Origin of the sequence: Mucilaginibacter sp. MD40, from assembly GCF_002288635.1 — a bacterium.
GTDB lineage: Bacteria > Bacteroidota > Bacteroidia > Sphingobacteriales > Sphingobacteriaceae > Mucilaginibacter.
The window spans coordinates 548,745-570,113 of sequence record NZ_NRSW01000001.1 but is presented as its reverse complement, the minus strand read 5'-3'; the positions used below and the strand labels follow the sequence as shown (position 1 = coordinate 570,113).

Below are 21,369 nucleotides of genomic sequence, written 5' to 3'. Positions count from 1 at the left end.
TTAAGTGGGCAAACTGACACGATGGCACGCTACTATTAAGCCGGTTTTATGCAAGTGTTACCCGCGACAGTTAAAAGTGACAATAAAACAGAAAAACATGCCAATTTTATACGGATAAGCCGCTTGGCATAATTGATGTTGATTGCAAAGCACAAAACTTAAATTATATAATTCAAAATAACATTACTATGTCATTAAACATTAAACCAAGTGCAGACAGAGTGGTTGTTGAGGCTGCTGCTGCAGAAACCAAAACTGCCTCTGGTATCTACATTCCGGAAACAGCTCAGGAAAAACCACAAAAAGGCACTATCGTAGCTGTTGGCCCTGGTAAATACGCTGATACCACCGGCACACTAATCCCAATGTCAGTTAAAGTTGGTGACCAGGTATTATACGGTAAATACGCCGGCACAGAGATCAATATCGACGGCAAAGAGTATTTGATTATGCGCGAATCTGATATTTACGCGGTATTTAATTAATTGTTGAAAGGTTGCAAAGTTGGAATGTTGTAACGTTACAATGATCCGATACAACCTTTAAACCTTACAACTTTATAACATTTAAACGAAGCTTAAAAAAATGGCAAAACAAGTTAAATATAATGTAGAAGCCCGCGATACTTTAAAACGCGGTGTTGATATCCTGGCTAACGCCGTAAAAGTTACTTTGGGCCCTAAAGGTCGTCACGTAATTATCGACAAAAAATTCGGTTCGCCTGCTGTTACTAAAGACGGTGTTACTGTAGCAAAAGAAATTGAACTGAAAGACCCTATTGAAAACATGGGTGCGCAAATGGTTAAAGAAGTAGCTTCTAAAACTGCTGATGTAGCAGGTGATGGTACTACTACTGCAACTGTTTTAGCGCAAGCTATTGTTACTGCAGGTATTAAAAACGTTGCCGCCGGTGCAAACCCTATGGATTTGAAACGCGGTATCGATAAAGCAGTTGCACAAGTTGTTGCTAACTTAAAAGAGCAATCACAAACTGTTGGTGAAGACAACAACAAGATCAAACAAGTTGGTTCTATCTCAGCTAATAACGACGAAGTGATCGGCGCGCTGATCGCTGAGGCGATGCAAAAAGTAGGTACTTCTGGCGTGATCACTGTTGAAGAAGCAAAAGGTACCGAAACTGAAGTTAAAACGGTAGAAGGTATGCAGTTTGACCGTGGTTACCTTTCCCCATACTTCGTAACCAACTCTGACAAAATGGAAGTGGAATTAGACAGCCCTTACATTTTGATCTACGACAAAAAGATCTCTTCAATGAAGGAGTTATTGCCGATATTGGAAAAACAAGTACAAACCGGCAAACCACTTTTAATTATCGCTGAAGATTTAGACGGTGAAGCTTTAGCTACTCTGGTAGTTAACAAGATCCGTGGTTCACTGAAAGTTGCTGCTGTTAAAGCTCCTGGTTTTGGTGACCGTCGTAAAGCGATGTTAGAAGATATCGCCGTATTAACCGGTGGTACCGTAATTTCTGAAGAGCGCGGTTACAAACTGGAAAGTGCTGACCTTTCTATGTTAGGCCAGGCTGAGAAGATTTCAGTTGATAAAGACAATACCATCATCGTAAACGGTGCAGGTGATGCCGACCAGATCAAAGCCCGTGTTGGTGAGATCCGTGCGCAGATCGAAACTACTACATCTGATTACGACAAAGAAAAATTACAAGAGCGTTTAGCTAAACTGTCAGGTGGTGTTGCCGTATTATACATCGGTGCTGCATCTGAAGTGGAAATGAAAGAGAAAAAAGACCGTGTTGACGATGCTTTACATGCAACCCGTGCAGCGGTTGAAGAAGGTATCGTAGCTGGTGGTGGTGTAGCCTTCATCCGCGCGGTTGCTTCATTAACTGATCTGAAAGGTGCTAACGAAGATGAGAACACCGGTATCCAGATCATCCGTCGCGCTATCGAAGAGCCTCTTCGTCAGATCTGCGAGAACGCCGGTATCGAAGGTTCTATCATCGTACAAAAAGTTAAAGAAGGCTCTGCCGACTTTGGTTACAACGCACGTACCGACAAATTTGAAAACCTGATCGGTGCAGGTGTAATTGACCCAACTAAAGTAAGCCGTGTTGCTTTAGAGAACGCTGCTTCTATCGCGTCAATGCTGTTAACTACTGAGTGTGTGTTAGCAGACGAACCGGATGATGATAAAGCTGGTGCTCCACCAATGGGTGGCGGCATGGGCGGCATGATGTAATATCAAGTCGAAAGTTTAAGTATAAGTCGAGAGTCGCCATTGGGCTTGAGATGATTACTTAGCTTCCGGATTAATAATAATGAGTCCCTGTATGGTAAAACATACAGGGGCTTGTTGTTTAAAATGCCCCGTGAGTTGTTCTGTTGCTGTTTTTGAGATTTTATACGGTGTTTTTCGACATCAGCGCTGCTGTTTTTACTGCATCCTGTTAAATATCTGTTACATAATTGGTATTAAAGGCCTTAGGCACAAGGTTTGCAAATATTGAGGCATGAAACAGATAGTAGAAAAAAGGAAACATATACACAGCAGGATAGTGGAGTGGGTGCTGTTTAAAGGCCCTGAACTATTTGTAACCCTTTACAGTTAATAAATAGTGTTACTTTTGGCTCCTGTTATGGAGCTTAAAGAATTTTATATCACTTTTCATAATTGGTTAATCAACCGCGGCCCTGTATATATCTTCGGCATTATTATTTTCCTGGTTGGCCTTTGGGTAATATCCTTTATACGCGCGAGGCTATTACAACGCATGAGCCACCGCAAGGTTAACTCATCTTTGCAGCCATTTATCATTAGCCTGTCCATAACGGCAATGTATGTACTGCTCATTATAAGCGTGCTTAACATTGTTGGTTTTGAGCTAACGCTGATCAATACCGTGATAGGGGCGTTTGGTGTGGCCGCAGGTTTGGCTTTATCCGGTACTTTACAAAATTTTGCAGGTGGGGTGCTTATATTGCTATTAAAACCTTTCGCACTTGACGATAGCATACGTGCACAAGGCCAGGATGGCAAAGTAACCTCTATACAACTGTTTTATACCGTATTGCTTACCGCAGATAATAAAACGGTGATCATACCCAATGGCAAGCTATTTAATGAGGTGATTGTAAACGTAACCCGCGAGGGCAAACGCCGCCTTGATTTTGAACTGAAGCTGGGCTATGTGGTAGATGTTGACCAGGTGAAGCAAGTGATCAACAACGCCATAAAGCAGAACCCGCTTATATTAACAGAGCCGGCCACGCGCGTAGGGGTAACTTCGCTTGAACTGGATGGTATGCGGTTTACAGTAAACGTTTGGGTAGAGCCGGGTAATTACCTTACCGCTAAGATAGATTTGCAGGAAAGAATTATTAAAGACTTAAGTGCCGCGGGTGTTAAATTGCCCGGTACCTGATAAATTACAGATCAGCTTTTACTACAATGTAGGGCGACAATCTGGTCCCGTTTGCCGGTACCAGCTTGGTGAAAACTTTACCCGCCAGCCAAATAGCTTTTACGATAGCTTTTGAAAGCGGCTTTTGTTCCGATTTATTTTCCAGCCATACAGTGAATTTGCCGTGGTAGTAAACCTCAATGTTTTTTAGTCCCAAAGCTTCGCAGCTATTTTTCAGCAGGCCGAGGTCCATACTGTTGATGTTGTGCTTATCGTAGTTTTCTTTATCAAATTTCTTTTGTACCCAACCGTTCACTCCCTTAAAGTTGGGTAGGGTAATAAACAAAGTACCTCCCGGTTTAAGGAATTTAAGATGCTCATTAATAATAAACCGGGTATCGTTAAAATGCTCTATCAACCCGAATGATAATACCATATCAAACTTCTTTTCGGGCTGGTAGCTAAATAGGTCTGCCTCGATAATATCAATATCTCCCGGTTTAAGGTCATTAGCGGCAAGCAGCTTATTCACCAGTTCGGGGTGTATAAAATAATCGAGCAGGGTGGTTTGCAGGTGCTGGTATTTTTTCAGGTAGATGGAGTAATAGCCGGGAAAGCCACCCAGTTCAATAGCGTTTTTGATATTTTTCTCAGCTATGAGTTTACCTAAGATATCGCCGAAAACATAGTTAGGCTTAAGCTTAAATATCAACCCCTTACGCGATTCCCAAAACGATTTCCAGAACGAGCGATCTGTTAAATTATTCTCCATTAAATATCATCAGTAAGGGCTTGCGCCACTTTTTTGTTCTCTAATATACGTGCCGGGTTACCCACCGCTATACAATTATCAGGCAGGCTTTTTACAACTACCGCTCCTGCGCCAATGCTTACGTTATTGCCAATGGTAATATCGCCAATGATGCAGGCATTGGCACCCACATCTACGTTGTCACCCAGGCGCGGGCATCGGCTATAACTGCCATCTGCCAGTTTTTTGTTGCCTATGGATACGCCGTTGCGTAAAATACAGTTGTCGCCTATGACTGCTTTGTTGTTTACCACCAGGCCCTGGCCATGATAAAAAATAAAGTTACGCCCAATGGTTAACTTGCGCGGCAACTCAACACCCAGGTGCCATTCTACAAAAAAGCGGTAAAACATCAGGTACGGAAAAAAAATGATCTTGGTAAAGTTATAACGGTTAATGGCATTCACCAGCCTGAACATTAGCATCACCAACCGGCCCTTAACGTTGCCGCGGTTAGCTTTCCAGTCCTGAAATATATAGCCGAAAAAACTCATGAATATTACCCCGATTAAGGTTTGCCGTACTTTAAGCCGAATGAGGCATTCAAAAGTAAAATTTTTATTTTAGTATCGTTATACTTGCCCCAATAAATGAAGGTTGTATTAATAAACACATCTGACGCCGGAGGCGGGGCTGCTGAAGCTTGTACGCGCCTGCTGAACGCGCTTCGGCAGCAAGAGGTTGACGCGAAGATGCTGGTGCAGGATAAACGGCGCCAGCATGCTGATGTAGTAGCCGTTAACCAGGGATGGTGGGGGAAGTTGCGGGCAAGGATTAATTTTTTGCTGGAGCGTATTCCTTTTATGCTGTTTTATGAGCGCGATAAAACAGTGCGTTTTGCTTTTTCAAGTGCCAATGCCGGTACGGATATCAGCAAAGTAGGGGCGGTTAAGGAGGCCGACATTATACACCTTCACTGGACCAACTCCGGCTTTTTATCCGTTAATGATCTGAAAGCTTTATTCGCCCTAAATAAGCCTGTTGTTTATACCCTGCATGATATGTGGTTATTTACCGGAGGCTGCCATTACTCGGGGCCATGTAATCATTTCAAAAACCAATGCGGCAATTGCTATTTTTTGCGCAACCCCGACGATAATGACCTTTCACATAGCGGCTGGCTGCGCAAAAGTAAGATGCTTAATGGCGCAGCCAACTTATCCATTGTAACCTGCAGCCATTGGCTGGGCGAAGTGGCTATGCAAAGTAGCCTGTTAAAAGGTTTTATGGTGCAGGCAATTCCAAACCCTATTGATACTACGCTTTTCGCCCCAAAAGGTAAGGCGGAGATGCGGGCTAAATGGAAAATAAATGCGGCAGCAAAAGTTATTTTATTTGGTGCAGCCAATATCAACGACCGGCGCAAGGGTATCAATTACCTGGTTGAAGCGCTTGCACACCTCAAAACAACAATGGGGGACGAGCCTGTTGAAGTGGTGATATTTGGTAAGAACAAGCACTTTGATACTTCTGTATTGCCCTTCCCTGTACAACAGTTGAGCACCATTACATCGCCCGAAGCACTGGCCGAGGTTTACAGCCTTGCAGACGTGTTTGTATCACCATCCATAGAGGATAACCTGCCTAATATGATCATGGAGGCCATGGCCTGCGCTACGCCGGTGGTGGCTTTTAATACCGGCGGTATTCCCGATCTGATAGACCATCAAACCAATGGTTATATGGCTGAGTTTCGCTCATCAGCCGATCTGGCTGCAGGTATGCGGATGCTACTGACAAGCCAGTCGTGGAATAACTATTCAGCCGCCGCGCGTGACAAAGTAAAAAGAGTATTTAACAACGAAAAAGTGGCCGGGCAGTATATTTCCCTCTATCAATCGGTACTTAAGTCTTGAAACACATGAAACAACCGGTACTCTCGGTCATCACCATAGTATATAACAACGCGCGGGATATTGAACGTACTTTGGTATCTGTGCTCAACCAAACCTACCCCAATATTGAATATATCGTGGTAGACGGCGCATCAACCGATGGTACGCTGGAAATTATTAAAAGATACGGGAGCCGTATCAGTAAGTTGATCAGCGAGAAGGATAAAGGTATTTACGATGCCATGAACAAAGGCCTTGCCGCTGCCACGGGTGATTACGTGATATTCATGAACTCGGGCGATGAGTTTTACGACGCCCATACGGCGGAGAAAGTATTTGCCACTGCGGAAGGCGCCGATATTTACTATGGCGAAACAGAAATGGTAAATGATGAGCGCCAAAGCCTTGGCCGCCGCCGCCATAAAGCTCCTGAAAAATTTACCTGGCGCAGTTTTAAATACGGCATGAGCGTGAGCCACCAGGCCATCTACATCAGGCGCTCGCTGGTGGAGCCTTACGACCCTAAATACCACCTAAGCGCTGATATCGACTGGATCATCAGGGCGGCTAAAAAAGCTAAAAAGATTGTCCGTGTTGATGGCTACGTAGCTAAATACCTGGTAGGTGGTGTGTCAAAAGCCAGGCACCGCCAGAGTTTACTGGAACGCTTTGATATTATGAAAAGGCATTATGGTTTAATACCCACCTTATTTAACCATGCGGTTATTGCTTTTAATCTTGGTTGGTATTGGTTGCTTAACCGGCGCACCAACGATTGATTTGCCTGCAGAATTGTAAAACCATTATAGTATAAAAACAAGAACGGCGATGAGTGATCATCGCCGTTCCTGGTAAGCACTATATGCTCATTATGCTTTTTGCGGTTGTTTCTTTTTCCACTCGCTGTAAGCGGCTCCGCCTAAGGCCAGCACCAATAATACCGAGCCTGCTAATGAAATGTTCTCGCCGGTATAGTAAGATGCAGGGTGGAAGATAAACTCTACTTTATGGTTACCTACCGGTATGGTGGCAGCGCGTAAAATATAGTTAGCGCGATAGTAAGGCTGCTCTACGCCATCGATCAGCATGGTCCAGCCTTTATCGTAATAAATTTCAGAGAATACCGCTACCTGGTTAGCCGTAGAGCCGGTTTGGTAGGTAAGGTGCTCCGGTGTATAGCTGGTTAAAGTAATGGTTGCATTAGCATCATACCCCAGCGGTTTGGCTTCAACAATTTTTTTGAAGCTTTCGTCAACCATTACCTCGTTTTTAGGATCAAAGCTGCTAATAGCCACCATTTCCTGGTCGGGGCCGTTCACATACTTAACACTTTTTACAAACCATGCATGGCCGCATGCCGTTGGGTTAGCCTGCATGTTGGCGGTACCTGTTTTTGGGTCGGTGGTGATGATATATTTGGTATTCAGCATATCCAACACATCATGGTTTACGCTTTTGCTGAACTGATTTTCAACGATCTCGTCAAAGCGGCGTAACCTTGCCGGGTGGAAACCACCTACTGTTTTATAAAAGTATGATGAGCGCGAATCATGGAAAGGATCCTGCAAGCTTAGGTCCATCACCCTAAAGTCCGGGTCTTTATCGCGCATAATAAACTCATCCAGTTCGCGGGGAACGTAGGCTTGGTTAATCACATCAGCTGATACGAAGTTCTCATCTTTCAGGTAACGTTTATCCACGCTCCACATATCTATCAGCACAATACCCATAAAGGCGATAGCTGCAAACGCAGGGCTGATCTTTTGCTTGATCACTATCCAGGTTAAGCCGAACGCCAGCGCGATAAAAATGAAGGTGCGTATAGCATCCTGTCTTTCAAGCGTCTGCCTGTCTTCAACAAGTGCGCCGGCAACCGAGTTAGCCATCGCGGTATCGCCCCTGAACGCCTGCGTAAGCATGCTGATGAGGTTTTGATGCTCAGGCGATTTAAAACTGAGGATGATGCCCGGCAATACGATCATCAATAGCGTTAAGCCGCCACTGATATAAAAGGCGAGCTTGGTTTTAGCCCAGATGTAGGCCTTATCCGGATTCTCAAACACCTCGTTAAGCGCAAGGAAGGCCAATATAGGGAAACACAGCGCGGCAATCACCAGCGTTGATTCTACCGCCCTGAACTTATTATACATAGGGAAATAATCAAAGAACAGGTCCGAAATGAACGGAAGGTTTTTCCCGAACGACAGGAATATACTTAACAGCGCCGCGCCAAGCAGCCACCATTTGATACGATTTTTAACAATAATAAGCCCCAGCACGAATAAAAAGAATACCACAGCGCCAAAATACCAGGGGCCACTGGTACTCGGTTTATTACCCCAATACAATGGTATCTGGGTAGATAACTGTTGCGCCTGTCCTGGGTCTACACCTTTATCAATAAGGGCTTTAGTTACTTTTGAGTCTTCGCCCAGGGTGGTAGCGCCACCGCCACCGTAAGCATTGGGTATAAAAAAGGTAAATATCTCGGTAGGGCTTTCGCTCCAGTTGTAAGCGTAATCTTTAGCTAAACCGGTGCTTGCTGCGGTGGTTTCACTCTTCAAATTAGGTTTACCACGTATAGTGTATTTGCTGTACTCGTAAGTGGTCCAGAGCGAACCGGCGTTTACCAGTACAGCTATAATGGTGCCTGCAAACAGGTAGGCAATGGCTTTTAAAAATGGCCTGGTGGCTCCGGCTTTAATAGCGTGATAAAGCTCAATGCATACCAATATAGCAATAGCCAGCAGCAAATAATAAGTCATTTGCACGTGGTTAGAGCGTATTTCCATGGCCAAGAAAAGCGCGGTTAATGCAGATCCCAATAAGTAACGGCCTCGCAGCGTCATGATAATACTGCCGACTATAGGAGCAAAAAAGGCAATGGCGTAGGCCTGGTTAGCGTGCCCGGCCTCTATATAAATAAAATTATATGATGAGAAAGCGAAGGCTATTGCGCCCGCGGCTGCCAGCCAGGGTTTCAATTTAAGCGTGCAGAACAGGAAGTAAGCGCCAAACAGGTAAAGCAGTACCGTATCAACCGGGTTAGGGAAAACCGTTTTCAACACATCAATAACATATGTGGTAACGTTTTTGCCGTATTTGGCCCATATCTGATAGCTGGGCATACCGCCAAACATCTGGTTGGTCCATAATGGAGCCTGTCCGGTTTTCTCCTTTACATCCATTATTTCTTTTTGCATGGCCTTGGCCTGCAAAACGTCGCCCTGGTATAGTATCTTACCCTGCATAATAGGGTTCAGGAAATAGGCATAAGTAAGTACTAAGAAAATCGCTGCAACTATCAGATGCCCGCCATTACGCTTTATCCAGTTATTCATTTAAATTCTTTTGGGGAATAATATCTATAATTCTTTAAAATCTCCCAAAAATAAAAAATTGGATGAGATTAAGAACGATTAGTTTTGGCCTTAGCAGTTGTGGGGCTGGCCGCGAAAATAAAAGAAAAGAAATACCATGAAGGCTATGCTCAGCGCGTAAATAAGGCCGTTGAGCCAGGTATATTCATCAGGGTTGCGCCGTATGGTGTATACATTATACAAAGCCAGTATGGCTAAAGCCCCCCAAAAAAAGTTATTGATAGCTGTACAACCGGTAAATAACTGTATCAATATGGCCAGTACAATGCAATTGGTGAGGATCAATAATACCGTTGGCGGCGTATTATTATGGTTTTTCCTGCGCTTGTAAATTCCTTCTGGGAGCATGTGTTACTTAATTTCTTCGTAATCTACAAATTCTCCTTCAGAGTCGGGCACCGAGCTTTTCTTTGGCTCGGGCATATGGTCTATCCTTATTTTGCCATCGGGCCGTGGCTGGTTTTGCTGATAATAATTTTGCTGGCGCGCCTGTTGCTGCGCTTTGTTGATCGCGTTCTCGAACAAGATAGGCAGAAAAATGCGTACCAGGCTGCGAATGATATATAGCGAACAAATAGATATAATTAAGAAGCGTATCAAGCCCATGTTTTATTCAATAATTAGCTTACAAATATAACTATATAACGAAAAATTTATTTAGTTAGTTTACCTCTGCTGTACAGGCATCTTAGTCTGCCCATCAAAGCCTTAATAACTGTGCCATGATAGGGCTTATGTGTGTAATATTCCCTAATTTTGGTTATGCAACAACGCGAACAGATTTCGGTATTTGATATGTTTAAGATAGGCATTGGCCCGTCAAGCTCGCACACGCTTGGCCCTTGGCGGGCTGCCCAGCAGTTTGTGGAGTTGTTGCATGAAAAAGCAGTGCTTGAGCGGGTGGTGGAGTTAAAGGTGCTGCTTTACGGATCGCTGGCGAAAACCGGAAAAGGCCACGGTACAGATATAGCGATATTGCTTGGCCTCAGTGGCGATGACCCGGTTACTTTTGCAGTTGACCGGATCGACAGCAAAATAGCCGAAATTACCGGCACACACCGCATGGTGTTGGGCGGGACGCATGCCATTAGTTTTTATACGGATGATGACCTGCTTTTTCTGTTTACGGAAAGCTTGCCGTTCCACCCAAACGCGGTAACCTTTCAGGCGTTTCTGGATAACGAAACCGCTGTATCAGCAACCTATTATTCTATCGGCGGCGGCTTTGTGGTGAAAGAAGGCGAACAAAGCCAGCACAGGGCCGAGGTTGACCTGCCTTTCCCGGTTGATACCGCAGGCGAATTGTTGCATTGGTGCCGTAAAACCGGCCTCAAAATATCTGAGGTGGTGATGGAGAATGAGCTGGCCTGGCGTAGCGAGCAGGAAACACGTAAAGGCGTGCTGGACATTTTCAGGGTAATGCAGGAGTGTATGTACCGGGGCTGCCATACATCGGGCTACCTGCCCGGCGGCTTGCAGGTGGCGCGCAGGGCGGCTGCGTTAAATAAGCGACTTATCAAAGGCCTGCCTTACAGTGATTATGCCAGTTGGGTAACAGCCATGCGCCAAACAGGCAACGGTTTCCAGAATATTCTGGATTGGGTAAGCTGTTTTGCATTGGCTGTGAATGAAGAGAATGCTTCGTTTGGGCGGGTAGTAACCGCCCCTACCAATGGCGCGGCAGGAGTTATACCGGCCGTGTTGCAATATTATATCTCGTTTTGCGATGGGTTTGATGAGCAGCGCATCATCCAGTTCTTGTTAACGGCATCAGAAATAGGCAGCATTTTTAAAAAGGGCGCTACCATATCGGCAGCGATGGGCGGCTGCCAGGCCGAGATAGGTGTATCATCAGCCATGGCGGCGGCGGCGCTTACCGAATGCCTGGGCGGCAGCCAAAGGCAGGTGCTGATGGCCGCGGAAATAGCCATGGAACACCACCTGGGCATGACCTGCGACCCTATTGGCGGCCTGGTACAGGTGCCCTGTATTGAGCGTAACACCATGGGTGCTATAAAGGCCATTACTGCCAGCCAGCTGGCCCTGCAAAGTAACCCTGATAAAGCCAAGGTGAGCCTTGACGCGGTAGTGAAAACCATGTGGCAAACCGCGCAGGACATGAACTCCAAATACAAGGAAACCGCCGACGGGGGCTTAGCCATTAATATACCGATAAGCTTACCCGAATGTTAAGGAGGCGGTAATTCCGGTTACTTACGTACCATAGTTTCCAATACAATATACCTGATGCCTGTAACATCAGATGTTGTGAACTGGAGCGAAAAAGAATCTTTATTAAGCATTTTAATTTCGGCAGTGCCTTCGTCAGGCGCTCCGTAACGCCCTTGTATGCCTACCCAATAGTAATATTTGCCACCTTCATTTTTAATGGCATACGTACCTGTAGACGAAACGCTGCCTTCTGTATAGTTAACTGTTCCATCGCCTTTAAACTCAAAGTAATAACCATTTGTCTCCAAAGGATCTTCGCGGTAAAATTTACCATCTTTATAGGTCTGATAAACTAGGCTGGAAACACGCCACTGGCCAATTATTGTTTTGGCCGTAATTTCGGTTGCCGGCGGGTTGTTTTTTTTGCAGCCCAGCGAAAAAATAAGCGTTAAAAAGATAAGCAGGTTTAAGTACCTCATTAGTGATAAGTTTACCAAATGTAATCATTCGGAGTAAAAGGTAAAGCCCGTTAAAGGCAAGAGGTAAAGGGTGCTTGTTTTTATTATTTAGAGGCTAATCTCCGGCGAGAGCTTAGCCTTTAAACAATAAATTTGCTGGTTAAGAAGAATATGACTGGTACTGATCGTCACTAACCTTTTCCAGCCAGTTCACTATACCTTTCTCAGTATTAATACCGATGGCTGTATGTATCATTATATTGTCTGGCGATGCACCATGCCAATGCTTTACGCCTGGTAATACATTAATTACTCCGCCTGCTTCAACTTTCTGAACAGCCTGGCCCTCCTCCTGATAATAACAGGTACCTGTTTTGATAATGAGTATCTGATTGCTGCCGTGAGTATGCCAGTTATTGCGGGTGCCCGGCTCAAATAATACATCGCTTATGATGCAATTGGTAACATTATCAGGTGTAACAAGGGGTTTCAGCCATGCCTTACCTGTGAAATATTCAGCAGGTGCGGCCTTATAACCTTGCGTTATTAATTCTTGTTCAGTATACATTCTCGTTGTTTTTAGTTATAATAATTTTAGCTGGCAATTGTTGTAAGCTGTGTTAATTATAAAATAAAGGCAGTTCTATAAATGCCTGATCATCCTTGCAGGTATGCCGCCCACAACGGTATTGGCCGGTACGTCTCGTGATACTACAGCTCCGGCTGCAACAACTGCATTTTCTCCAATGGTAATCCCGGGCAAAATAGTGACTCCTGCACCTACCCAGGCATTACGCTTAATTGTAATAGGTTTACAAATAAGATTCCGGCGTTCGGTTTTCTCCAAAGGATGATTTTCTGTGATCAAATTCACTTTGGGGCCTATAAGTACATGATCTTCAATGGTGATGCCACCGAGATCAAGAAATGAACAGGCATGATTAATAAACACATTTTTGCCAATGCTGATAAAGCGGCCAAAGTTTGTGTAGAACGGGGCAAATATGGTGGTGCTTTTGTCAATATCCTGCCCAATAATATCACCTAGTATATCTCTTACAGTGTCTGTATTAGTTGCTCCATTAAGTTGAGGAATAAGCGCAAGGGTGCGATCAACCACTTCTCCCACAAGGGCAAACTCAGGGTCATCGAGTCGTACTAAATCGCCGTTCTTTAGTCGGTCAAAAATATGCATCGTTATATTGGTTTCAGTAATCAAGTATAATAACCTGGTATACAATCAAGGTAACAATTAATAAATGCTTTTGATTAGCGATTAATTTTTCAGCGTTTTTACAATCGCTTTTGAAAGCCTGTCTACCCACCAGCCATACATTTTGGGCGAGGGGTGCAAGTTATCGGTAGTTACAAACGCTTTATCGTCACCTGCATCTCGGGTAAGGTCGGTAATGGCTACATAGGTAGCGCCTGCCTCTTGGGTAATTTGTTTATTAATAGCGTTATAACCGTCAATTTCAGCCGCAATTTTATCTCGGTTACGGCCGTTTGCGAAAGGTGTTACACCCCAGTCGGGTACGGAGAGCACAAATACATGTTTGTTATTCCCTCCAGCTAAATCAATAGCTTTTGTAATTATGCGTTTAAACTCGCTGCGGTAGATAGCGGTATCTTTATGCTGGTACTGGTTATTTACCCCGATGAGTAAGGTTATAAAATTATATCGCGCGTTATGGGCCTGTTCGTTTATTCCGATAAGCAGTTCGTCTGTTCGCCAGCCGTTTTGCGCAATCAGTACCGGGTTTGTTACCGGTATATTTTTTTGCCTGAGCTTAGCCACTAACTGATAAGGGAAAGATTGGCTTTGCGCTACGCCACGGCCTACCGTGTACGAGTCACCCAGGGCAAGGTAGCGCAGGCTATCCGGTTGCTGTGCAAACAGGGTACCGGCAAATAGTAGCAGGCAACTGATGAGTACCGCCGGTTTCATGGCTTGATAATTTTTTGTAGCTGCGGCAGAAGCTGCTCCACCCATAAGCCGTACATTTTGCCGGAAGGGTGTAGCCCATCTGCAGCGATAAGGGAGACATCATTGGCTGCCAGTCTTGATGATGGAGTGATGTCTATATAAGTAACACCCTGTTTGGCGGTTTCTTGTTTATTGATGTCGTTAAAGTGGTCAATGTCAGCAGCTGTTTGGGCTGTGTTACCATAATTTTTACCGTATGGTGTTACGCCCCAGTCGGGGATGGATAGCACAATTACATGCTGTTTGTTGCCGCCCGCATAGCCAATGGCAATATTAAGCAGTTCGGCAAACTCGGTGCGGTATTCAACAGGGCTATTGTGCCGGTATTGGTTATTTACGCCAATCAACAGGGTTACTACATCATAATCATGCTTTTGCAGCGAACGCTGAGTAATCCCCTGTTTTAGTTCGCCGGTGGTCCAGCCGGTAACGGCTATAATATCCGGCTTAACATTGTTACCCAGCCTTTGTGTAAGCTGGTAAGGAAATGATTGCTCCTGCGGCACCGCCTCGCCAATGGTATACGAGTCGCCGAGCGCCAGGTAGGTGAAGTTATTTTTTTCGGGCATGTTATTACTGTTTGCTGTTGTTTGCTGCCCTTGCATGTAAGGCTGCTTAGCGCATGCGGCACAGCAAAAAGCCAGTACGGTTAACCAAATTTTCATCCTATTATCTCCATACCAAAAAGTACGGAAATATGGTGTTTCAGGATTTGTTTGAGCTCATTTATATCCACCTCGTGGCCCAGCTCGGCCTGCATGGAAGTTACCGCCTTATCATCAATACCGCAGGGAACTATGTTCTTAAAGTAATCGAGATCGGTATTTATGTTAAACGCCAGCCCGTGCATGGTTACCCATCGGCTGCAGCGAACGCCCATAGCGCATATCTTGCGGGCGCGGTTGTTATCAGCATCCAGCCAAACGCCGGTATAGCCGGGGTAACGCTCGCCTTTGAGGCCATAATCGGCCATGGTGAGTATCACGGCTTCCTCAAGTGTACGCAGGTACAGGTGTATATCGGTAAAAAAATTATCCAGATCGAGGATAGGATAACTCACTATCTGGCCCGGGCCATGATAGGTAATATCGCCGCCGCGGTTAATGGGGTAGTACACCGCTTGCTTCTCTTTCAACCCCTGTTCATCAAGCAATAAGTGATCGGGTTTGCCGCTTTTACCCAAAGTATAAACATGCGGATGCTCGCAAAAGATCAGGTAGTTAGGGGTTAATATCGTTTCATCGGTTTCATCTCCTGCCAGTGAGCGGTTGCGCAGTTCGGTCTTTAATTTCACGGTAGCGCCAAATATCTCTTCCTGCCTGTCCCAGGCTTGTTTATAATCGGTAAGTCCCCAATCTTCAAAAAGTACTTTCTTGTTCTTCATTTATCAGCCTTTAACATAACCGATCATATAATCTTCATACTGCAAATAGTTCACCTCGTAATTGAGGTTTACATTGCCCTTTTGCAGCCTGGCCTGCAGCACATCATGGTGCTGAAAAGTAAACGGCGACAGGGTAATATGATCAGCAAACGAAACCTCTTTTTGCCCGTAGCATTTATAAACCGCTTCCTTGGCGCACCAGCAAACGTATAGTTGCTCTATTTTTTTATCCTCACTAATAAAGGCCATTTCTTCGGCGCGCATAAACTTGCCGGCTATGCGTTCAACCTTTTCTTTTATCTGTTCAATATCAATACCTACCGGGCTGGTCTTGCTGATCATTACGGCGGCGTAATCAAAAGAATGGCTCAGGGATATATGGTAGGGCAGGCTAACCAGGTAAGGCTTGCCATGTGCGTCAACCTTACAGTCGATATATTCATCCGTACGCAGCATTTTGCGCAGCAGTACGCGTGTACCCAGCCAGTGCAGGTAGCGTTTACTTTTGCTGAGTTTTTTGGTGAAGGCTTTTTCGTCGTCATCAAGCTGTAATTGCCTGTACAGTTCATCTGCGGTTTCCTCAATCCGCCAGAGTGCAAATTCTGTATCCTCATCAACCTGTTGCCGGTAAGCTATAGCCATTTGGTAAAATTGCGAAAAAGCGCGATGATTTATATCAACCGAATTTAAAATTATCCCGTTGCGGCAGGTAAGGGTTAACGTATTAATAAGTAATTTTATCGCATGATCTTATCAGACAAGCGCATCCTCGAAGAAATTGACAAGGGTACTATTATTATTGAACCCTTTAACCGCGAATACCTGGGCACCAACTCTTATGATGTTCACCTGGGCAAGCACCTGGCTACTTACAAAGACCGCGTGCTTGACGCTAAGCTGCACAACGAGATCATTAATTTTGAAATACCTAAAGAAGGTTTTGTATTACAACCCAACACGCTTTACCTGGGTGTAACCATGGAATATACCGAAACGCATAAACATGTGCCTTTTCTGGAAGGTAAATCAAGCACCGGGCGCTTGGGGATTGATATACATGCCACCGCGGGTAAGGGAGATGTAGGCTTCTGTAACACCTGGACGCTCGAAATTTCATGCGCGCAGCCAGTGCGGATATATGCAGGGATGCCGATAGGCCAACTGATATACTTTGTGGTTGAGGGTGATATTGAAACCATGTACAATACCAAAAATAACGCTAAATATAACAAGCCTACCACACGCCCGGTTGAGAGCATGATGTGGAAGAATAAGTTTTAAGCGCGATTAAAATTTATCTTCCTTATATAGTGTTTTTATGTAAAGAGATAGTTACCTTAACAATATGACTTACCGCCGTAACCTTATCATTCTTTTGCCGGTAATTTTGTTAGCCGGTATCTTCAGTTTTACTGCCGATGATGACATCATTAACGTCCTCACCAAGCGCCTTGCTGAGTGGACGGATAAGCACCCTGTAGAGAAAGCTTATTTGCATTTTGATAAGCCCTATTATACCGCCGGCGAGGATATATGGTTTAAGGCTTACGTATTTACAGACGGCGACCTACAGCCGGATAGCAGCATATTGAATGTTGAACTCATCAATGAACTGGATACCATAAAACAATCGCTAAAGGTACAGTTGCATAACGGCTTAGGGTTTGGCGATATAGCGCTGCCTGATACCATGCACGAGGGCAACTACCGTATACGTGCTTATACGCAGTATATGCGTAATGCCGGTGCTGAGTATTTTTTTGAGAAGGCTATCGTGATTGGCAATATCATTACCAATAAAATTTTTACAAAAGCTGATTTCACCTACAACAAGCAAGAGGCCGGCGCTACCATCCGTTATACCGATGCTAATGGTGCCGCGTATTCAAACAAGCAGGTAACTTATTCCGTATTCGGGCCTGCGGGTATAGCGCAAAAAGGCAAGGCGGTAACAGATGCCGATGGTATCATCCGGCTAACGATTCCGGTAGCAAATCCTGTTAGTCTGCGTAATGCCCGTTTATTGACCACCATAGCGGGTACAGGGCAAAAGAACAATATAAAAAGTATCCCTATTAGGATAATGGCAGGTACTGCAGATGTGCAATTCTTTCCAGAAGGGGGTAACATGCTTAATGGCATACCTGCAAAAGTTGCCTTTAAGGCTATAGGTACCGACGGGCTTGGCGTAGATGTAAAAGGCGAAGTGGTGGATAATAACGGTAAGCATGTGGCTGAGGTTAGCGCAACTCACCTGGGGATGGGCGTTTTTGAATTTACACCTGCGGCAGGCATGTCTTATAAAGCGGCCTTAACCTATGCTGATGGCTCAAAAGGCACAGTGCCTTTGCCTGCTGCCGGCAAAGAAGGTTACGTGTTAAACGTAATTGGTACCGATCCTAACCGGATTATTGTAAGTATAGCATCAACTAAACCCATTGCTGAAAAGCTTAATCTGATTGCCCAAAACAATGGCAGGGTGTGTTATGCTGCTAAAACTACTGTTGGAGAAGCTACCTTCAGTTCGGTTATACCTGTCAATAAGTTTCCTTCGGGTATTGTTCAGTTTACACTTTTTTCGGCCACGGGCGAACCGCTTAATCAGCGTCTGGTATTTGTGCATGGGCATGATCTGCTCAATATTGGTTTAAATACCGGTAACCAGTCGCAGGCGCCCCGCTCGCCTGTAACGCTTAATTTTGACACTAAATCGGCTGAAGGTAAACCTGATATGTGTAGTCTTTCTGTAGCGGTAATTAATGAAAGTATTGTGCCGGTTGATGAAGATGACGAGAACAATATTTTTGCCTCACTGCTGCTTAGCTCGGATATAAAAGGATATATTGAAAGGCCCGCTTACTACTTTAATGATATTACACCACAAAAGCGTGCCGACCTGGATGTTTTAATGCTTACGCAAGGTTATCGCCGGTTTGAATGGAGAGAGATTGCAACTGGTAATAACCGTACAGATCGTTTCGCAGCTGAAAAAACTTTTACCATTTCGGGCAGGGTTACTAATCTTTCCGGCCAGCCGGTTAGTGGCGGGAAAATATCGTTGCTCAATTTTAATGATGGGTTATTTAAATTAGATACGTTGACCGATGCCAACGGCCGGTTTGCGTTTACCGATATCATTTATCCGGATAGTATCAAGTTTCTGTTACAGGCACGCACCGCCAAGAATAAGAAGGATGTAGTTATCAAATTAGATACTATTCCGCCTGTAGCGGCTTCAGATTATGCCGGTTATCCAGATTTTAAAGTTAACCCGGGGCAAAGTGTATCGGGCTACGCGCAAAACAGCCGGCAGTTTTATTTTGAACAAATGAAACGCGGCCTGGGTAACCATGTAATAAGCCTTGCCGAAGTTAAGATCATTGAAAAAAAGAACGCGCTGAAGAATTCCAGAAACCTTAATGGAGCGGGCAACGCCGATCAGGTACTACTTGCCAAAGACATAGGCAGAGGCTGCGTGCAACTTGCCGACTGCTTACAGGGAAGGCTTTTTGGCGTAATTTTTAGAAATGGTGTGCCTTACTCAACGCGTGGTATCAGGCCAATGCTGGTAGTAGTTGACGGGATGTATGGCGATGCCAGTATGATGAATATGCTGAATGTGAATGATATACAGTCAATAGAGGTGCTTCGCAATATGGCTGTGGCCGCTATCTATGGTTCAAGTGCCAGTGGTGGGGCGCTTGTTATTACTACAAAAATTGGCGACGAGTCGTCTGATTATTCAAGATCATTGCGTAGGGGTGTGATTTCATACTCCCCCCAGGGTATCTATAAATCCAGGTTATTTTATTCGCCTAAGTATGATGCCAAGGGCGACAACAAACTGGCCGATCTGCGGTCAACCATTTACTGGAACCCCAATGTGGTAACACGCGAAGGCAAAGCCAGCGTGAACTATTACAATGCCAGCCCGGGCAACTATCGCGTGGTGGTAGAAGGCGTTGATGCTGATGGACACATTGGCAGACAGGTAATGCGTTACCGGGTAGAATAGTTATACCTGTAAGAGCATAAAATACTAAAGCATCATTTTTAATGTAAATGTGCTGTTTTTGAGTAAATTTGCATTTATATATGCCAACTGAAGTACAGGAAGAAACCCTCACGCTTGAAGAGATACTGGCCGGGCTTAAAGAAATGCACCGCCTTATTTTATGGAATGACGACCATAATACCTTTGATCATGTGATATACTGCATGATGAAATATCTTGATTACAATGAGAGCCAGGCGGAGAAAATCGCCTGGAAAGTGCATGACGAGGGTAAGTGCGCGGTGTTGGAAGGCTCCTTTACTGAAATGGAGATCTATCGTAAAATATTACAACAGGAAGGCCTCACCGTTTCTGTTGATTAAAACAAACCTGTAAACTTCTTTTCTGCATACTGTATAAGTGCAGTCTCGGGCATCTATTACCCGAAGTTTTCTCTATTTATTAAAAAATTACTTTTTAGTAAAACCACTTCGGCTGGTATTCGTTCTCAGAATATACATTGCCGATATCCTCTTTTTTTTCCGTTCGGATAACCTGGATTCAATTATATTTTTTATGAACAAATACCAGATCCACTTAAAGGATATTGGGCGTATTCTGTTTGGGCAGGCGCCGCCATTGTTTTTGGTTGAGGTGTTTTTCAGGGCCCTTATTACCTATACGTTGCTCTTGCTTATAGTAAGGTGGCTGGGTAAACGTATGACCGGCGAGCTCACCATTATGGAAATGGCCGTTATGGTGACGCTCGGGGCCATTGTAGCAACACCTATGCAAGTGCCCGAGCGCGGTATACTGTTGGGCTTGGTGCTATTGCTGTGTGCTGTAGCTTTCCAAAGGGGTATCAGCTATCTCGGCTATCGCAGCCACAAGTTTGAGAACATTACTCAGGGCAAGCCCTCTTTGATGGTAAGGGATGGGATAATGCAAATAGAAAATATGCGTACCGACCGTATATCAAAAAACCAGTTGCTGGCCGCTCTGCGCCAGCAGGGAATAACTAACCTGGGTTTGGTTGAGCGTGTTTACCTGGAAGCATGCGGGTTATTTTCAATATATCTGTTCAGCGGGGAACGCCCGGGGCTTGCCACCTACCCCGGTGATGATGTTTTTAATGATCCGCAGCAGATAGGGGTACAGCAGTTACCGCAAATATTGGTATGCCATCATTGTGGTAACCTGCCCGGTACACCGCACCCTTTAAAGTGCTCTAATTGTGGTAAGCATGATTTTATAATGGCGGTTGAATAATGGAAAAAGAGCAAATCAAATTTGGCGACCTGTACCGGATCTTTTTAGGTGATGTACCACCCGAGTATCTGCTGGAACTGGTTATAAGGGCCCTTGTGGTTTACCTGTTGCTCATGGTAGCTATGCGCCTGCTGGGTAAGCGTATGGCATCACGGCTGGGGCGTAACGAAATGGTGGCGCTGGTAACCCTTGCCGCAACAATAGGTATACCGTTAACTGCGCCCGAACGCGGCTTGCTTGCTCCGGTGATCATTGCTATACTGGTGGTATACATCAGCAGGTGGATCGCTTATCGATCCTTTTTGAGCGAAAAATTTGAGTCGGCCTCACAAGGGCGAATTGATACCCTGGTGAATGATGGTGTAATGGACCTTAATGTAATGAAAAAAGTACGCCTTACCCGCGAAAGGCTGGTGGCGCAGCTGCGCAGTAGCGGTATAAAGCAGTTAGTTAGGAGAGGTTAAACGCCTGTATATGGAAGCCAACGGTGGTTTCTCTATTATCAAAAATGAACATGCCCTGCCTGGTTTATTTGTGATACCACGATGGGATGAAGAGATATATGGTAGGCTGCAAAAGAGTGATGAGATGATGGCTTGTGAGAATTGCGGCCTGGCGCTTAAAAAACCTTTTGATGTAAATAGCCGCGAATGCCCCTCATGCGGGCATGTTAAATGGACGCTTGGCGTCTACTAAAAAA

General features: G+C 44.8%; 24 protein-coding genes. 12 read left to right on the top strand and 12 right to left on the bottom strand.

Annotation, left to right across the window (positions count from 1 at the left end):
• The first annotated feature begins 188 nt into the window (after window positions 1–188).
• From groES to CKK33_RS02495, 3 genes are all read left to right on the top strand, one after another.
• Complete coding sequence (gene groES / locus CKK33_RS02505; protein ID WP_095702593.1) at window positions 189–485, top strand: co-chaperone GroES; 297 nt, start codon at window positions 189–191, stop codon at window positions 483–485.
• A 100-nt stretch (window positions 486–585) separates the two neighbouring features.
• Window positions 586–2,217, top strand: a complete 1,632-nt coding sequence (groL, locus tag CKK33_RS02500) for a chaperonin GroEL (protein ID WP_095702592.1) — start codon at window positions 586–588, stop codon at window positions 2,215–2,217.
• A 397-nt stretch (window positions 2,218–2,614) separates the two neighbouring features.
• Window positions 2,615–3,400 (top strand): mechanosensitive ion channel family protein, encoded by a 786-nt coding sequence (locus tag CKK33_RS02495; protein WP_095702591.1) that lies wholly within the window; start codon window positions 2,615–2,617, stop codon window positions 3,398–3,400.
• A 4-nt stretch (window positions 3,401–3,404) separates the two neighbouring features.
• Here CKK33_RS02495 and CKK33_RS02490 read toward each other — a convergent pair whose 3' ends face one another.
• The gene (locus CKK33_RS02490) at window positions 3,405–4,151 is read right to left on the bottom strand and encodes a bifunctional 2-polyprenyl-6-hydroxyphenol methylase/3-demethylubiquinol 3-O-methyltransferase UbiG (RefSeq protein WP_095702590.1); all 747 of its coding nucleotides are present in this window, start codon (window positions 4,149–4,151) and stop codon (window positions 3,405–3,407) included.
• The gene (locus CKK33_RS02485) at window positions 4,151–4,684 is read right to left on the bottom strand and encodes a serine acetyltransferase (protein WP_095702589.1); all 534 of its coding nucleotides are present in this window, start codon (window positions 4,682–4,684) and stop codon (window positions 4,151–4,153) included. The genes CKK33_RS02490 and CKK33_RS02485 overlap by 1 nt, the downstream gene beginning before the upstream one ends.
• Before the next feature lie 96 nt (window positions 4,685–4,780).
• Here CKK33_RS02485 and CKK33_RS02480 point away from each other — a divergent pair, with 96 nt between their 5' ends.
• A complete protein-coding gene (locus CKK33_RS02480) occupies window positions 4,781–6,046 on the top strand; it encodes a glycosyltransferase family 4 protein (RefSeq protein ID WP_095702588.1) in 1,266 nt (421 codons plus the stop codon).
• 5 nt (window positions 6,047–6,051) lie between these two features.
• Window positions 6,052–6,804, top strand: coding sequence for a glycosyltransferase family 2 protein (locus CKK33_RS02475; RefSeq protein WP_095702587.1), 753 nt, complete (start codon window positions 6,052–6,054; stop codon window positions 6,802–6,804).
• Between the two features lie 90 nt (window positions 6,805–6,894).
• Here CKK33_RS02475 and CKK33_RS02470 read toward each other — a convergent pair whose 3' ends face one another.
• The 3 genes from CKK33_RS02470 to CKK33_RS02460 form a co-directional block, all read right to left on the bottom strand.
• Window positions 6,895–9,366 carry a YfhO family protein gene (locus CKK33_RS02470; RefSeq protein ID WP_095702586.1) on the bottom strand — a complete coding sequence of 824 codons (2,472 nt, stop codon included), beginning with the start codon at window positions 9,364–9,366 and terminating at the stop codon, window positions 6,895–6,897.
• 90 nt (window positions 9,367–9,456) lie between these two features.
• Window positions 9,457–9,753: a hypothetical protein gene (locus tag CKK33_RS02465; protein WP_095702585.1), complete on the bottom strand. Its 297-nt coding sequence runs from the start codon at window positions 9,751–9,753 to the stop codon at window positions 9,457–9,459.
• A gap of 3 nt (window positions 9,754–9,756) precedes the next feature.
• Window positions 9,757–10,011: a DUF4834 family protein gene (locus CKK33_RS02460; protein WP_095702584.1), complete on the bottom strand. Its 255-nt coding sequence runs from the start codon at window positions 10,009–10,011 to the stop codon at window positions 9,757–9,759.
• 156 nt (window positions 10,012–10,167) lie between these two features.
• Here CKK33_RS02460 and CKK33_RS02455 point away from each other — a divergent pair, with 156 nt between their 5' ends.
• Window positions 10,168–11,598: an L-serine ammonia-lyase gene (locus tag CKK33_RS02455; RefSeq protein ID WP_095702583.1), complete on the top strand. Its 1,431-nt coding sequence runs from the start codon at window positions 10,168–10,170 to the stop codon at window positions 11,596–11,598.
• Window positions 11,599–11,615: 17 nt separating this feature from the next.
• Here CKK33_RS02455 and CKK33_RS02450 read toward each other — a convergent pair whose 3' ends face one another.
• The 7 genes from CKK33_RS02450 to CKK33_RS02420 form a co-directional block, all read right to left on the bottom strand.
• On the bottom strand, window positions 11,616–12,056 hold the full coding sequence (locus CKK33_RS02450; RefSeq protein WP_095702582.1) for a hypothetical protein: 441 nt from the start codon (window positions 12,054–12,056) through the stop codon (window positions 11,616–11,618).
• Window positions 12,057–12,195: 139 nt separating this feature from the next.
• A complete protein-coding gene (locus CKK33_RS02445) occupies window positions 12,196–12,603 on the bottom strand; it encodes a cupin domain-containing protein (RefSeq protein ID WP_095702581.1) in 408 nt (135 codons plus the stop codon).
• A 75-nt stretch (window positions 12,604–12,678) separates the two neighbouring features.
• On the bottom strand, window positions 12,679–13,254 hold the full coding sequence (locus tag CKK33_RS02440; RefSeq protein WP_233138135.1) for a DapH/DapD/GlmU-related protein: 576 nt from the start codon (window positions 13,252–13,254) through the stop codon (window positions 12,679–12,681).
• 57 nt (window positions 13,255–13,311) lie between these two features.
• Window positions 13,312–13,983: a GDSL-type esterase/lipase family protein gene (locus CKK33_RS02435; RefSeq protein ID WP_158223386.1), complete on the bottom strand. Its 672-nt coding sequence runs from the start codon at window positions 13,981–13,983 to the stop codon at window positions 13,312–13,314.
• Window positions 13,980–14,687, bottom strand: a complete 708-nt coding sequence (locus tag CKK33_RS02430) for an SGNH/GDSL hydrolase family protein (RefSeq protein ID WP_095702579.1) — start codon at window positions 14,685–14,687, stop codon at window positions 13,980–13,982. The genes CKK33_RS02435 and CKK33_RS02430 overlap by 4 nt, the downstream gene beginning before the upstream one ends.
• Window positions 14,684–15,406: a lipoyl(octanoyl) transferase LipB gene (lipB, locus tag CKK33_RS02425; protein ID WP_095702578.1), complete on the bottom strand. Its 723-nt coding sequence runs from the start codon at window positions 15,404–15,406 to the stop codon at window positions 14,684–14,686. Before lipB ends, CKK33_RS02430 begins: the two co-directional genes overlap by 4 nt.
• 3 nt (window positions 15,407–15,409) lie before the next feature.
• Window positions 15,410–16,048, bottom strand: coding sequence for a 4'-phosphopantetheinyl transferase superfamily protein (locus tag CKK33_RS02420; RefSeq protein ID WP_095702577.1), 639 nt, complete (start codon window positions 16,046–16,048; stop codon window positions 15,410–15,412).
• Window positions 16,049–16,150: 102 nt separating this feature from the next.
• On the opposite strand from CKK33_RS02420, the gene dcd reads away from it, so the two are divergent.
• The 6 genes from dcd to CKK33_RS02390 all read left to right on the top strand — a co-directional run bounded on the left by dcd (window position 16,151) and on the right by CKK33_RS02390 (window position 21,365).
• The gene (gene dcd / locus CKK33_RS02415) at window positions 16,151–16,687 is read left to right on the top strand and encodes a dCTP deaminase (protein WP_095702576.1); all 537 of its coding nucleotides are present in this window, start codon (window positions 16,151–16,153) and stop codon (window positions 16,685–16,687) included.
• A 64-nt stretch (window positions 16,688–16,751) separates the two neighbouring features.
• Window positions 16,752–19,421, top strand: coding sequence for a TonB-dependent receptor plug domain-containing protein (locus CKK33_RS02410; RefSeq protein WP_095702575.1), 2,670 nt, complete (start codon window positions 16,752–16,754; stop codon window positions 19,419–19,421).
• A gap of 80 nt (window positions 19,422–19,501) precedes the next feature.
• Window positions 19,502–19,783 carry an ATP-dependent Clp protease adaptor ClpS gene (locus tag CKK33_RS02405; RefSeq protein WP_095702574.1) on the top strand — a complete coding sequence of 94 codons (282 nt, stop codon included), beginning with the start codon at window positions 19,502–19,504 and terminating at the stop codon, window positions 19,781–19,783.
• 193 nt (window positions 19,784–19,976) lie between these two features.
• Window positions 19,977–20,669, top strand: a complete 693-nt coding sequence (locus CKK33_RS02400; RefSeq protein WP_095702573.1) for a DUF421 domain-containing protein — start codon at window positions 19,977–19,979, stop codon at window positions 20,667–20,669.
• On the top strand, window positions 20,669–21,133 hold the full coding sequence (locus CKK33_RS02395; protein ID WP_095702572.1) for a DUF421 domain-containing protein: 465 nt from the start codon (window positions 20,669–20,671) through the stop codon (window positions 21,131–21,133). The genes CKK33_RS02400 and CKK33_RS02395 overlap by 1 nt, the downstream gene beginning before the upstream one ends.
• Before the next feature lie 10 nt (window positions 21,134–21,143).
• Complete coding sequence (locus CKK33_RS02390) at window positions 21,144–21,365, top strand: hypothetical protein (RefSeq protein WP_095702571.1); 222 nt, start codon at window positions 21,144–21,146, stop codon at window positions 21,363–21,365.
• Window positions 21,366–21,369: the final 4 nt, after the last annotated feature.